11 protein-coding genes are annotated in these 13585 nt (G+C 56.7%); 6 read left to right on the top strand and 5 right to left on the bottom strand.

Annotated elements, in window-relative coordinates:
• Positions 1–47: 47 nt before the first annotated feature.
• The 3 genes from mtlR to ABIE02_RS19785 form a co-directional block, all read right to left on the bottom strand.
• Positions 48–638 (bottom strand): mannitol operon repressor MtlR, encoded by a 591-nt coding sequence (mtlR, locus tag ABIE02_RS19775; RefSeq protein ID WP_032615761.1) that lies wholly within the window; start codon positions 636–638, stop codon positions 48–50.
• A complete protein-coding gene (gene mtlD / locus ABIE02_RS19780) occupies positions 635–1783 on the bottom strand; it encodes a mannitol-1-phosphate 5-dehydrogenase (protein WP_032615763.1) in 1149 nt (382 codons plus the stop codon). The genes mtlR and mtlD overlap by 4 nt, the downstream gene beginning before the upstream one ends.
• A 108-nt stretch (positions 1784–1891) precedes the next feature.
• A complete protein-coding gene (locus ABIE02_RS19785) occupies positions 1892–3805 on the bottom strand; it encodes a PTS mannitol transporter subunit IICBA (protein ID WP_032615765.1) in 1914 nt (637 codons plus the stop codon).
• Positions 3806–4463: 658 nt separating this feature from the next.
• Here ABIE02_RS19785 and ABIE02_RS19790 point away from each other — a divergent pair.
• From ABIE02_RS19790 to selB, 5 genes are all read left to right on the top strand, one after another.
• Positions 4464–4820, top strand: a complete 357-nt coding sequence (locus ABIE02_RS19790) for a DUF3302 domain-containing protein (RefSeq protein WP_150870048.1) — start codon at positions 4464–4466, stop codon at positions 4818–4820.
• A 2-nt stretch (positions 4821–4822) separates the two neighbouring features.
• Positions 4823–5959 (top strand): HlyD family secretion protein, encoded by a 1137-nt coding sequence (locus ABIE02_RS19795; RefSeq protein ID WP_130588010.1) that lies wholly within the window; start codon positions 4823–4825, stop codon positions 5957–5959.
• A 92-nt stretch (positions 5960–6051) separates the two neighbouring features.
• Positions 6052–6660, top strand: coding sequence for a glutathione S-transferase (locus ABIE02_RS19800; protein WP_032615771.1), 609 nt, complete (start codon positions 6052–6054; stop codon positions 6658–6660).
• 102 nt (positions 6661–6762) lie between these two features.
• On the top strand, positions 6763–8148 hold the full coding sequence (selA, locus tag ABIE02_RS19805; RefSeq protein ID WP_144839419.1) for an L-seryl-tRNA(Sec) selenium transferase: 1386 nt from the start codon (positions 6763–6765) through the stop codon (positions 8146–8148).
• Positions 8145–10001, top strand: a complete 1857-nt coding sequence (gene selB, locus ABIE02_RS19810; protein ID WP_336995101.1) for a selenocysteine-specific translation elongation factor — start codon at positions 8145–8147, stop codon at positions 9999–10001. The genes selA and selB overlap by 4 nt, the downstream gene beginning before the upstream one ends.
• On the opposite strand, the gene ABIE02_RS19815 is transcribed toward selB, so the two are convergent.
• Positions 9998–10885 carry an ROK family protein gene (locus tag ABIE02_RS19815; RefSeq protein WP_059308994.1) on the bottom strand — a complete coding sequence of 296 codons (888 nt, stop codon included), beginning with the start codon at positions 10883–10885 and terminating at the stop codon, positions 9998–10000. The two genes, selB and ABIE02_RS19815, sit on opposite strands and share 4 nt — an antisense overlap.
• A 166-nt stretch (positions 10886–11051) precedes the next feature.
• Between ABIE02_RS19815 and aldB the strand changes: the two genes are divergently transcribed.
• A complete protein-coding gene (gene aldB / locus ABIE02_RS19820) occupies positions 11052–12590 on the top strand; it encodes an aldehyde dehydrogenase AldB (RefSeq protein WP_032615779.1) in 1539 nt (512 codons plus the stop codon).
• On the opposite strand, the gene ABIE02_RS19825 is transcribed toward aldB, so the two are convergent.
• The gene (locus ABIE02_RS19825) at positions 12587–13549 is read right to left on the bottom strand and encodes a LysR family transcriptional regulator (protein WP_032615780.1); all 963 of its coding nucleotides are present in this window, start codon (positions 13547–13549) and stop codon (positions 12587–12589) included. The genes aldB and ABIE02_RS19825 overlap by 4 nt on opposite strands.
• Between the last annotated feature and the right edge of the window lie 36 nt (positions 13550–13585).

Genomic DNA, 13585 nt, shown 5'->3' on the forward strand with positions numbered 1-13585 from the left:
TAAAAACAGGGGAGATTACAGGGAAGGATACACCAATGTGCGCAGGCTTACTTCTGAAACGCTTTTTTTAAGCTGATTCGGGAAATCAGCTCAGTCAGGGAAAGGACCATCGTGGAGCGAACGATCTGCTGGTAACGCTGCTTCTGCATCGCGTACAGCTCCGGGTCGCTGGTATCAAAATGCGGCGTCGGGGGCAGGGCGGTCACGCAATGTAACTCGCCGAGCGGGCCGAGGATCTCGTCGTCGGTGAACGCATACTCGTTGCCGTCGTGGTTCAGCTCTTCACGCAGCGCCATCAGCAGTTCGGCGTCTTCGTACTCATGACGGCTAATAACGCCCAGGCCATAGATCAGTTTCAGACGCACGGATAAATCGCCCAAGGGGCCGTCACCGTCAAGCAACGGTTCAACTGCGTATTTCACCGCGTAGTCGTCTTTGCGAAAAACCTGAAGCACCAGGATATTCACCGCCTCGGTTAGCAACTCGACGGCGGATATCAGGAAACTTCGAACGGTTTTGCCAGTATTCAGACGCTCCAGCACACGGTTTTCAAAGGCCTGGGTTTGTTCCATTATTGCCTGCATATCTGACAATCTATATTCCGGGCGCAGGATGACCTGCGCCAGTTCCTGCATCATTTGGTTGCGTTATATACGTTAACCGCCTCCACAACCACATCGCTGTTGGCATCCAGACCGGATACCTGCGCCAGCGCGGCCTGTGGACCTTGCTCGTCAATCAGTTGCGCCAGCTCCTGCGCCTGCGGATCTTCTTCGCTGCGGTAGTGCATCGCGGCGGCAATGCCTTTGACCAGACTGGTGTGTGGCAGGTCATATTCCAGGGTGCCGAGCAGCGGCTTGATCAGACGATCGCCCGCACTCAGCTTGCGCAGCGGCTGACGGCCTACACGCTCAACGTCATCTTTCAGATACGGGTTTTCAAAACGACCGAGGATTTTCTGAATATATGCCGCGTGCTTATCGGCATCAAAACCGTAGCGTTTAATCAATACCGCGCCGCTCTCGTCCATTGCACCTTTTACCACGGCGCGAACGTTTTCATCGAGAATAGCGTCACGAATGGTCTGATGACCGGCTAACTTACCGAGGTAGGCGGTTATAGCATGCCCGGTGTTCAGCGTGAAGAGTTTACGTTCGACAAATGCCATCAGGTTATCAGTTAATTCCATGCCCGCGATCTCAGGCAGCGCGCCTTTGAACTGGGTTTTATCGACGATCCACTCGCTGAAGGTTTCCACGGTCACTTCCAGTGGGTCATGGGTGGCCGACGCTGACGGCGGAACGATGCGGTCAACGGCAGAATCCACAAAGCCGACGTGCTCTTCAACCCAGGCTTTATCTTCATCAGCCACAGCCGCCATCACATGACCTTTCAGCTGGGTAGTGCCGCGCACCATGTTCTCACAGGCGATGATGTTCAGCGGGGCATCGTTACCCTGGGCCTTACGTTTTGCCAGCCCTTTGGCGACGGACGGGGCGATACGCTCCAGCACCACCGGACCGACCGCGGTGGTCACCAGGTCAACGCTGGCAATCAGGTCGATAACATCGTCGCCAATGCTGCTGACCGCATTCACGCCGGTCACGGTTTCGACCTGTTCGTTTTCACCCACGACATGCACCTGATAGCTATGACGCGCATTCAGGGCGTCCAGTACCGTCTGATTCACATCCGCAAATGTCAGCGTAATGCCCGCGTCTGCCAGCAGTTTGCCGATAAAACCACGACCGATATTACCTGCGCCGAAATGTAATGCTTTCATCGTATTAACCTTCATCAATGTTGTTACCCGAGAGGGCTGGGGTGAGGAACCACGCGAATTTCCCCTCACCCTAGCCCTCTCCCCAACGGGGAGAGGGAAGGGAAAGACTTACTTGTTCAGCAGCGCCAGGACCTCTTCGACGCTGGTGGTGTTTGCCAGACGTTCGATCACGGTCTCATCGTCCAGCGCATTGGTCAGGCTGGTAATTACCTGGATGTGCTCGTTGTTGCGAGCCGCGATACCAATCACCAGACGGGCAATGTCATCTTCTTCTTCACCGAAGCGCACGCCTGCCGGGTACTGACAGAACACCACGCCAGTTTTCAGGACGCGATCTTTCGCTTCAACCGTACCGTGCGGCACCGCAATGGATTCGCCCAGGTAGGTTGGCGTCAGTTTTTCACGATCCAGCATCGCCTGAACATATTCTGGCTGTACGTAGCCGCCTTTTACCAGCTGCTCACCGGCAAAGCGAATCGCTTCTTCTTTATGGCTCGCGGTACGGCCAAGGAAGATGTTCTCCGCACCCAGACGGAACAGGTGACTGTTGCTCTCGTCGAAGCTGTCCTGCAGGCTGGTACGCACTTTGACTTCGTTATCTTCATGACGCTGTGCCGCAACCAGACGTTCGGTCAGATTGGTGTACAGGCCGCTGTCGAGGAAGTTGGTCAGCGAAATATGCTGCGCCTGCGGAACCTGGCGCATCGCACGCTCGGTCAGGTCGCGGTGGGTGATGACCAGGTCAACATCCGCCGGCAGGCTGTTAATAGCGCTGTTGGTAACGGAGATCTGCGACAGACCGGCATCCGCTACTTTCTTACGCAGTACGCCTGCACCCATGGCGCTGGAACCCATACCGGCATCACAGGCGACGATGATTTTACGCACGTGGCTCAGGTCGTTAGACACATCACCCGCAGCCAGCGGCGTTGCAGCAACACCTTTAGACTGAGATTTCATGTCCTGCATACGACGGGTAGCCGCTTCGATATCGTCTTCTTCTTTCACTTTGCTGGTTTTCAGCAGGATAGCCGACACCACGAAGGAGACCGCCATGGCCGCACAGATCGCTGCGATGTTAGCGAAGTAGGCACCTTTCGGGGTCATCGCCAGTACCGCCAGGATAGAACCTGGGGAAGCAGGGGAGACCAGACCACCGCCCAACACGCTCAGAGTGAACACGCCAGTCATACCGCCGAGGATAACGGCCAGGATCAGACGTGGGTTCATCAGCACGTACGGGAAGTAAATTTCGTGGATACCGCCGAGGAAGTGGATGATAGCCGCACCGCCAGCAGACTGCTTAGCGCTACCGCGACCAAAGAACATGTACGCCAGCAGAACACCCATACCCGGACCCGGGTTCGCTTCGATCAGGAAGAAGATGGATTTGCCGAGGTCGTGAGACTGCTGAATACCCAGCGGTGAGAAGATACCGTGGTTGATGGCGTTGTTGAGGAACAGGATTTTCGCCGGTTCAACAAAAATGGACGCCAGCGGCAGCATGTCGTGGGCAACCATGAAGTTAACGCCCGCTGCCAGCAGTTTGGAGAGCACTTCAACTGCCGGGCCAATGCCGAGGAACGCCAGAATAGCCAGGATCATCCCGATGATGCCGGCAGAGAAGTTGTTCACCAGCATTTCGAAGCCGGATTTGATTTTGCCATCAACCCAGACGTCGAACTTCTTAATGGCCCAGCCGCCCAGAGGACCGGCAATCATTGCGCCGAGGAACATTGGCATATCCGCACCGACGATAACGCCCATGGTGGTGATCGCACCGACCACACCGCCACGGTCACCGCCCACCAGACGACCACCGGTATAACCGATGAGCAGCGGCAGCAGATAGGTGATCATTGGGCCAACAAGTTTCGCCAGCGTTTCGTTAGGCAACCACCCTGTCGGAATAAATAACGCAGTGATGATACCCCACGCGATAAACGCGCCGATATTTGGCATCACCATGTTGCTAAGGAATCGACCAAAGCTTTGTACTTTGATCTTGAAATCGGATGACATAAAACACCCCTTCTTCTGTTGATGCAGGCCTTAAGCCCGAGGTTTGTTGTTAATGTGGTGGCAGAGGTTGCCCAACCTGTTCTGTTGACGTGAAATTTGGCACTTAATGGTTTAACTGTCCAGACAGGCAAAATTTATGTGATCTGAATCACGTAAATGCAGGGGGTGCAGCCACGATTGAAGTGATGTGCGTCACAAAATTGAAGTGTAAAAAAAATACAACGACCGTTAAAACGGCAGTTTGACCCATAAAATGTGAATCAAATCACATTTTGTTGTCGTGAGTTTGTTTCTGTAGTGTGATCAAAACCACAAAATATTTTTATGCAGAATTCTCTGGATGTGATCAACTGCAACATCTGTTTCACCCATCAACGCCAGGATGTAAGTCAGCAACACGTATTGTCCAAAAAAGAGCATCAATATGTGTTATGGCAAAAAATGCCAGGCTAGTTTAAGCTCATTTTGTAAACAGAACGCTATTATTCTTCAGGCTATATTTTGACACGCTTATAAACTTGCATGGAGATATAAGGAAAAATCATACTCCCCGGCTCTGAAATAGTTAGTACATCTTCGTGTGCTTAATCATAAATTAATTTGGCTGCTTACCATTTAATTATTTTTATGCGTTTGCGATTTACTGAGTGAGGCAAATATGTTTCTCAACTATTTTGCGCTGGGTGTGTTGATTTTTGTCTTCCTGGTTCTTTTTTATGGAATCATCGCCATCCATGATATTCCTTACAATATTGCCAAAAAGCGCAACCATCCGCATGCCGATGCGATCCATACGGCGGGATGGATAAGCCTGTTTACGCTCCATGCTATCTGGCCGTTTCTGTGGATTTGGGCCACCCTCTACCAGCCAGAGCGTGGCTGGGGAATGCAGAACCATATTCAGCCGCCAGAACGCCATCCCGACGTTGATGCGCTTGCAAAGCGCGTCGCCGAGCTGGAACAAAAACTGGCTGCAGTGCCTCCCACTGCTGATAAGAACACGCTGGAGCACTAATCATGGATCTGTTGATCATTTTGACCTATGTCGCCTTTGCATGGACCATTTTTAAAATATTTCGTATTCCGGTAAACCAATGGACCTTAGCGACCGCGACGCTAGGCGGTGTGTTTATTGTGGCCGGGCTTATTTTATTAATGAACTATAACCACCCGTATACCTTTACGGCGCAGAAAGCGGTTATTTCTATTCCCATTACCCCGCAGGTCACAGGGGTGGTGAGTGAAGTGACGAATAAAAATAACCAGCTCATTAAAAAGGGCGAAGTATTATTTAAAATCGATCCGACCCGATATCAGGCACGAGTCGATCGTCTGAAGGCTGACCTGGTCACCGCGACGCACAATATTAAGGTGCTGAAAGCGCAACTTTCGGAAGCACAATCGAATACTACCCGCGTCTCTGCTGAGCGCGATCGTCTGTACAAAGACTATCAGCGTTATTTGAAAGGCAGCCAGGCGAAGGTGAATCCCTTCTCTGAGAGCGATATCGATAATGCGCGACAAAACTACCTGGCGCAGGACGCCATGGTGAAAGGCTCTGTCGCGGAACAAACCCAGATTCAGAGCCAGTTAGACAGCATGTCTAACGGTGAGCAGTCGCAGATTGCCTCGCTGCGCGCCCAGTTGACCGAAGCCACCTATAACCTGGATCAAACCGTTATCCGTGCACCCAGCAACGGCTATGTTACCCAGGTGCTGATTCGCCCGGGAACCTACGCGGCCTCTCTGCCGCTGCGCCCGGTGATGGTGTTTATCCCTGAACAGAAACGCCAGATCGTGGCGCAGTTCCGCCAGAACTCATTACTGCGTCTGAAGCCTGGTGACGAGGCCGAAGTGGTGTTCAATGCCCTGCCAGGGCAGGTCTTCTCCGGTAAGCTCACCAGCATTCTGCCGGTCGTGCCGGGCGGCTCCTACCAGGCGCAGGGCGTTCTGCAATCTCTGACGGTGATCCCGGGCACCGATGGCGTACTGGGCACCATCGAGCTGGATCCAAACGCCGACGTGGACGCGTTGCCTGACGGCATTTACGCCCAGGTTGCGGTTTATTCTGACCACTTCTCGCACGTGTCGGTAATGCGTAAAGTCCTGCTGCGGATGACCAGCTGGATGCACTACCTCTATCTCGACCATTAATCCCTTAAAGGCAGGCATGGGATACGCAGAGCCTGCCTTTTTTCTTTGCCTGGGCCATACTTATCCTTTTGTTGGCGAACAAGGAGCAGGCAATGAAACTCATCGGCAGTTATACCAGTCCTTTCGTGCGTAAAATCTCCATTCTCCTGCTGGAGAAAGGCATCACTTTTGAATTTGTGAATGAACAACCCTATCAGGCTGAAAACGGTGTCGCGCACTACAATCCGCTGGGCAAAGTCCCGGCGCTGGTGACCGATGACGGGGAGCACTGGTTCGACTCGCCCATCATTGCCAGCTATATCGAGTTGCTGGATATTGCCCCGGCGATGATCCCCCATGAGCCAAAAGCCGCGCTGGTTATCCGGCAAATCGAGGCGCTGGCGGACGGGATCATGGATGCCGCGCTGGCTTCAGTGCGCGAGCAGGCGCGCCCGGCGGCACAGCAGTCTGAGACCGAGCTGCTGCGTCAGCGCGAGAAAATCACCCGCAGTCTGGATCACTGTGAGGCGCTGATCCGTGAAGGAAAAATTGCCACCGACAGCGTTAACCTGGCGACCATCGCCATTGCCTGCGCTATCGGCTATCTCAATTTCCGTCGCGTCTCGCCGGGCTGGTGCGTTGATCGCCCGTTGCTGGTCAAACTGGCGGAAACCCTGTTCCAGCGTGAAAGCTTCGCCCGCACCGAACCGCCAAAGGCTTGATGTCGTCGATAACACTTCCTTGACGGACGCGGTACAATCGCCCTGACATTGACTCCCTCTCCCGTCGGGAGGGGGGAAGATACCCAACCGTCAGGCGCTTTCATGACTACTCAGCACGCTCTTTATAGCCAACTTCCCGCGACCGATCGTCTGCTTCGCGACGCCCGTCTTACCGCTGTTATTGCCCGGTTTGGCCACAGCCGAACGGTGGATACCTTACGCCTGTTGCAGGATGAAGCCCGCGCCGGGATCCGCGCAGACAACCGTCTGCCGGCCTGGTGTGATGACTGGGCGCAGGAGACCGAAAAACGGCTGGCAATGGCTGACGCCCCGGGTCTGCGGCCGGTCATAAACCTGACGGGCACGGTACTGCATACCAATCTGGGCCGCGCGCTGCTGGCTCAGGAGGCGGTAGAGGCGGTAACCCAGGCGATGCAGACGCCGGTTACCCTGGAGTACGATCTTGACGGCGCCGGGCGCGGCCATCGCGATCGGCCGCTGGCGGCGCTGCTGTGCCAGCTCACCGGTGCGGAAGATGCCTGCATTGTGAATAACAATGCCGCAGCGGTACTGCTGATGCTGGCCGCGACCGCCAGCGGTAAAGAAGTGGTGGTCTCCCGCGGCGAACTGGTGGAGATCGGCGGGGCGTTTCGCATTCCCGACGTGATGGCGCAGGCCGGGTGCCAGCTGCGGGAAGTAGGCACCACCAACCGCACCCACGACCGGGATTACGCGGCGGCGATCAATGACAATACCGCCCTGCTGATGAAGGTCCACACCAGTAATTACCAGATCGAAGGCTTTACCCATGCCGTTGACGAGGCCGGACTGGTACGCATCGGGCAGGAGAGGGGCGTGCCGGTCGTCGTCGATCTGGGCAGCGGTTCGCTGGTGGATCTCAGCCGCTATGGCCTGCCGAAAGAGCCGATGCCGCAGGCGTTAATTGCCGCCGGTGTCAGTCTGGTAAGCTTCTCGGGCGACAAACTGTTGGGTGGCCCGCAGGCCGGGATCATCGTCGGTAAACGCGACCTGATTGCCAGATTGCAACGGCACCCACTGAAACGCGCCCTGCGCGCGGATAAAATGACCCTCGCCGCGCTGGAGGCCACTTTACGCCTCTATCTCCACCCGGAGACGCTGGCCGAACGCTTACCGACGTTGCGCCTGTTGAGCCGCGACGCCGCCGCGATCCATCGTCAGGGGGAGCGCCTGCTGGCGCAGGTTGCGCCGCACTACCCTGATTTTGAGGTTCGCGTGGAAGAGTGCCTGTCACAGCCTGGCAGCGGTTCGCTGCCGGTGGACCGCCTTCCGGGAGCCGCCCTGACCTTCGCCCCACGCGACGGGCGCGGCGCGCAGCTGGAGGCGCTGGCGTTACGCTGGCGAGCCCTGCCCGTGCCGGTACTGGGTCGGATAAAGGACGGACGTTTGTGGCTGGATTTACGCTGTCTGGAAAATGAAGCACAGTTTCTGGAGATGTTGCTGAAATGATTATTGCCACCGCCGGTCATGTTGACCACGGCAAAACCACCCTGCTGCAGGCGATCACCGGCGTCAATGCCGACCGTCTGCCGGAAGAGAAAAAGCGCGGCATGACCATCGATCTGGGTTATGCCTACTGGCCGCAGCCGGATGGCCGGGTACTGGGATTTATCGACGTCCCCGGACACGAAAAGTTTTTGTCCAACATGCTGGCGGGTGTCGGCGGGATCGACCATGCCCTGCTGGTGGTGGCCTGTGATGACGGGGTGATGGCGCAGACGCGCGAGCACCTGCAAATCCTCCAGCTGACCGGCAACCCGCAGCTGACGGTAGCCCTGACCAAAGCCGATCGCGTTGACGACGACCGGGTAGAGGCGGTGCGCGAAGAGGTGCTTGCCACCCTGCAGGAGTATGGCTTTGCCGATGCGACGCTGTTTGTCACCGTTGCCACCGAGGGGCGGGGAATAGATGCCCTGCGCGCCCATCTGCAACAGCTCCCGGCCCGCGCCCACGCGGAACACCATCGCTTCCGTCTGGCCATCGACCGCGCCTTTACCGTAAAAGGGGCCGGTCTGGTGGTCACCGGTACGGCGCTGTCGGGCGAAGTGCGGGTGGGCGATAACCTGTGGCTGACCGGGGTTAACAAACCGGTGCGTATTCGTGGGCTGCATGCGCAAAACCAGCCTGTTGAGCAGGCCCATGCCGGGCAACGTATTGCCCTCAACCTGGTGGGCGACACGGAAAAAGCGGCGCTGAACCGCGGGGACTGGCTGCTGGCCGACGCGCCGCCGGAGCCGACCACGCGGGTGATCGTCACCCTGCAAGGCGATGTGCCGCTGGCGCAGTGGCAGCCGCTGCATATTCACCATGCCGCCAGCCATGTTACCGGCCGCGTTTCGCTGCTGGAGGGGACGCTGGCGGAGCTGGTCTTCGATTCTCCGCTGTGGCTGGCCGACAACGATCGGCTGGTGCTGCGCGATATTTCTGCCCGTGCGACCCTGGCCGGGGCGCGGGTGGTGACCCTCAATCCGCCGCGTCGCGGGAAGCGTAAACCCGAGTATCTGCACTGGCTGGCGACGCTGGCCCCGGCAGAAGATGGCCACGCCGCACTGCGGGTGCATCTGGAACGCGGGGCGGTCAATCTGGATGCGTTCGGCTGGGCACGCCAGCTCAGCGGCGAGGGGCTGCGTCAGTTGACCCAACAGCCGGAGTTTATCCAAGCCGGTTCCAGCCTGTTAAACACCGCGGTTGCGGCGCGCTGGCAGCGTAAAATTCTGGAAGTGCTGGCGACCTACCATCAGCAGCATCAGGATGAACCCGGCCCCGGACGGGAACGCCTGCGTCGTATGGCGCTGCCGATGGAGGATGAGGCCCTGGTTCTGCTGCTGATCGAGCGGATGCGCGAGAGCGGCGAGCTGCACAGCTACCACGGCTGGCTGCACCTGCCGGATCATAAGGCGGGCTTTACCCCGGCGCAGCAGGCCGTGTGGGAAAAAGCAGACGCCCTGTTTGGTGATGAACCCTGGTGGGTGCGCGACCTCGCCCGCGAAACCGCCACTGACGAGCAAACCATGCGTCAGGTGCTAAAACATGCGGCGCAGCAGGGGCTGATTACCGCCATCGTCAAAGACCGTTATTACCGTCACCATCGCATCGTCACCTTCGCCAACCTGATCCGCGAGTTGGATCAGGAGCGCGGCTCCACTTGCGCGGCGGATTTCCGCGACCGGCTGAACGTCGGGCGTAAGCTGGCGATCCAGATCCTCGAGTACTTCAACCGCATTGGCTTTACCCGCCGCCGCGGTAACGATCACCTCCTGCGGGATGCGCTACTCTTTGCCGACGAGACGCAGCAGCGTTAATCCTTTTTGCTGGCGAGCTTCTGTTTCGCCAGCCATACGGCGCCCAGCCTGCCCGCTTGGTTCCCTAACTGGCAGGGCAGGATGGGCACCTGCAACGCTTCCCACTCTTCAAAGGTTTGCAGGTGTTTATCGAGTAGCCGATAAATTTTCTCCTGCTCGCTGATACCGCCGCCGATCAGGACCACCTGCGGATCGAACATCGAGATGACGCTGTAGACCCCGCGGGCGAGGAACAACGCCCACTCTTCCACCGCCTCGCGCAGGTGCAGATCATTCTCCATCAGCTCGAACAGCTCTTCGCCTTTCGGCATATCATCCCCGGAGACCCCCAGCGCCCGGCGGCAGGTCTCCATCAGCCCTTTGGCCGAGGCGACCTCATGCATTCCTTCGCCATGTTTACCGACCGGCATCACCCCGAACTCCCCGGCGCGATAGTGTGAGCCGCGATAGAGATCGCCACCGAGTACGATCCCGCCGCCAATGCCGGTGCCAAGCGTCATGCAGACAAAATTCTCATACTCTCGTCCTGCGCCGCACCAGCGTTCGCCGAGGGCAGCGCAGCTGGCGTCATTATCGGCCACCAGCGGCAGGTCGGTCAGCTCTGCGAAGAGGTCGTACAGGTTGACGTTATCCAGATACTCCAGCGCGCCAGCCTTCGCCGCTTCGCCGGTATGGGTATTGATGTGCCCGGGGATGCTCACCCCGATCGCGGCAATCTCGTGTTCGTTCTGGTAGGCCTCGACCACCTCGCGCCATTGCTGCTTAAAGCTCTCTTCATCCTCCGGCGTATCAAACTGATCGGTGGTGAGTTCGTTTCCGTCCTCGTCGATCACGCCGTGTTTAATGTGGGTTCCGCCCACGTCGAAGCCGATAAAAAGCCGCATTTAACCTTCCCTCTGCCAGTGTTGTGCGCTTTAAGTATGGCTCAGGCCCGGAAACCAAACGTAAAGTAAGGTAATGCGTGAAGAGGCTCGCAAAGCAAGCGATGGCTGGCGAAAAAAACACCGCCGCGGTCTACCTTTGAAGGACACTTCACGCAAGGAGACAGTCATGACGAATAACCCTCCCTCAGCACGTATCCTGCCCGGCGAATATGGTTTCCCCCTTAAACTGAAAGCCCGTTATGACAACTTTATCGGCGGCGACTGGGTTCCTCCGGTCGACGGCGATTATTACCAGAACCTTACCCCGGTCACCGGCCAGCCGCTGTGCGAAATCGCCAGCTCTGGCAAGCGCGATATCGATCTGGCGCTGGATGCTGCCCACAAGATAAAAGAGAAATGGGCGCACACCTCGGTGCAGGATCGCGCCGCGATCCTGTTCAAGATTGCCGATCGCATGGAGCAGAATCTGGAGCTGCTGGCCACGGCTGAGACCTGGGACAACGGCAAACCGATCCGTGAAACCATGGCCGCCGACGTGCCGCTGGCGATTGACCACTTCCGCTATTTCGCCTCCTGTATTCGTGCCCAGGAGGGCGGTATCAGCGAGGTGGATAAAGACACTGTCGCCTATCACTTCCATGAGCCGCTGGGCGTGGTCGGGCAGATCATTCCGTGGAACTTCCCCCTGCTGATGGCGGCCTGGAAAATGGCCCCCGCGCTCGCCGCCGGGAACTGCGTGGTACTGAAACCGGCGCGCTTAACACCACTGTCGATACTGCTGCTGATGGAAGTGGTGGGCGACCTGCTCCCGCCGGGGGTAGTGAACGTGGTCAACGGCGCCGGAGGCGAAATCGGTGAGTATCTGGCGACCTCCAAAAAGATCGCTAAAGTGGCCTTTACCGGCTCCACCGAAGTGGGCCAGCAGATCATGCAGTACGCCACCCAGAACATCATTCCGGTGACGCTGGAGCTGGGCGGGAAATCCCCGAACATCTTCTTCGCCGACGTAATGGATGAAGAGGATGCCTTTTTTGATAAGGCGCTGGAAGGGTTTGCGCTTTTCGCCTTCAACCAGGGCGAAGTCTGCACCTGCCCAAGCCGGGCGCTGGTGCAGGAGTCGATCTACGAGCGCTTTATGGAGCGCGCCATCCGCCGCGTGGAGGCGATCCGCAGCGGCAACCCGCTGGACAGCGTCACCCAGATGGGTGCCCAGGTATCGCACGGGCAGCTTGAGACCATCCTCAACTACATTGATATCGGTAAGAATGAAGGCGCTGAGATCTTAACCGGCGGGCGGCGTAAGCAGCTGGATGGCGAGCTGAAAGAGGGGTACTACCTTGAGCCAACCATTCTGTCCGGCAAAAACAACATGCGCGTCTTCCAGGAGGAGATCTTCGGCCCGGTGCTGGCGGTGACCACCTTCAAAACCATGGAGGAGGCGCTGGAGCTGGCCAACGACTCGCAGTATGGCCTGGGGGCGGGGGTCTGGAGCCGTAACGGCAATCTGGCGTATCAGATGGGACGCGGGATCCAGGCCGGACGCGTGTGGACCAACTGTTATCACGCTTACCCGGCCCATGCCGCGTTTGGTGGATATAAGCAGTCGGGCATTGGCCGTGAAACCCACAAGATGATGCTGGAACATTACCAGCAGACCAAATGCCTGCTGGTCAGCTACTCCGATAAGCCATTGGGCCTGTTCTAACCTTTAAGAGCAGACCGCCCCCGGGGGGTCTGCTCAATCTGTTTACGCAGCGTATTCAATACCCCATCCAGAACAAACTGCACCCGCCACGGCTGATAGTCACGTTTGCGGAAGATAGCCACCAGATCCAGCCACCACTCCTCCTGCTGAATGAAACAGGGCACCATTGACCCCTCTTCTATCTCCCGTGCCAGGCTCTCTTTTGGCGCAAAGACGATCCCCAGATGGTTGCGGGCCAACTCCAGCGCCGTCTGGGTGTTGTCGCAAATATAATTGCCCGAAACTTTATAATCGAGAACTTGCTCGCTATTATTCACGCGAAAACGCCAGATATTAGCGTCATCAATTATCATTGAGTCGATAAGAATGCAGGAGTGATTAATAAGGTCGTCGGGTTTGCTAATGGGGTGTTTTTTTATATATTCCGGGGTGGCGAAAGCGGTAAGAGAATATTTTGTTAAGGTGGTGGCGACCAGGTTTTCATCTTTGGGTTGGGCATAGGTAATTAAAATGTCGCAATCGTCGGGAAAGGTCACCCCTTCGAAAAATTCATTCCTGTCGAGGTTATAAGTTTTCAGGCTAATACGGATATCGCCAATATCCTTGATCTCATGAATCACCTGGCGGGCAAGGTAAGACATGATCCCCGATGGCCCATAGATAGTGACCTTGCCGCGTTTTTCATGCTTATAATCAGCAATGAAATTAATCAGTTGCTCATTCTTTTTCAGCGATGCCTCGATGAAAGGCAGTAATGATTCACCGAACTGGGTCAGCGCCAGGTGGCGGGTGGTACGCTCAAAAACCTTCAGCCCGACGCGGGTTTCGAAATCAGCGAGATATTTACTGACGTTGGCCTGGGCCATCCCTAATAACGCGGCAGCATCACCAATACTGTGGGTCGCGGCAATAACGGAAATGATTTTTAATTCTCGTGGCTTGATTTGCATTTTGTTCATTGCCTGACGCCCATCTATATGAATTTATATATAATA

The sequence above is a fragment of the Leclercia sp. 1548 genome, from assembly GCF_050435045.1.
In the GTDB taxonomy this organism is placed as follows: Bacteria; Pseudomonadota; Gammaproteobacteria; order Enterobacterales; family Enterobacteriaceae; genus Enterobacter; species Enterobacter adecarboxylatus.

Coding starts and splice junctions, on each gene's coding strand:
- mtlR (WP_032615761.1), bottom strand. CDS start 638: ATGATGCAGGAACTGGCGCAGGTCATCCTGCGCCCGGAATATAGATTG.
- mtlD (WP_032615763.1), bottom strand. CDS start 1,783: ATGAAAGCATTACATTTCGGCGCAGGTAATATCGGTCGTGGTTTTATC.
- ABIE02_RS19785 (WP_032615765.1), bottom strand. CDS start 3,805: ATGTCATCCGATTTCAAGATCAAAGTACAAAGCTTTGGTCGATTCCTT.
- ABIE02_RS19790 (WP_150870048.1), top strand. CDS start 4,464: ATGTTTCTCAACTATTTTGCGCTGGGTGTGTTGATTTTTGTCTTCCTG.
- ABIE02_RS19795 (WP_130588010.1), top strand. CDS start 4,823: ATGGATCTGTTGATCATTTTGACCTATGTCGCCTTTGCATGGACCATT.
- ABIE02_RS19800 (WP_032615771.1), top strand. CDS start 6,052: ATGAAACTCATCGGCAGTTATACCAGTCCTTTCGTGCGTAAAATCTCC.
- selA (WP_144839419.1), top strand. CDS start 6,763: ATGACTACTCAGCACGCTCTTTATAGCCAACTTCCCGCGACCGATCGT.
- selB (WP_336995101.1), top strand. CDS start 8,145: ATGATTATTGCCACCGCCGGTCATGTTGACCACGGCAAAACCACCCTG.
- ABIE02_RS19815 (WP_059308994.1), bottom strand. CDS start 10,885: ATGCGGCTTTTTATCGGCTTCGACGTGGGCGGAACCCACATTAAACAC.
- aldB (WP_032615779.1), top strand. CDS start 11,052: ATGACGAATAACCCTCCCTCAGCACGTATCCTGCCCGGCGAATATGGT.
- ABIE02_RS19825 (WP_032615780.1), bottom strand. CDS start 13,549: ATGAACAAAATGCAAATCAAGCCACGAGAATTAAAAATCATTTCCGTT.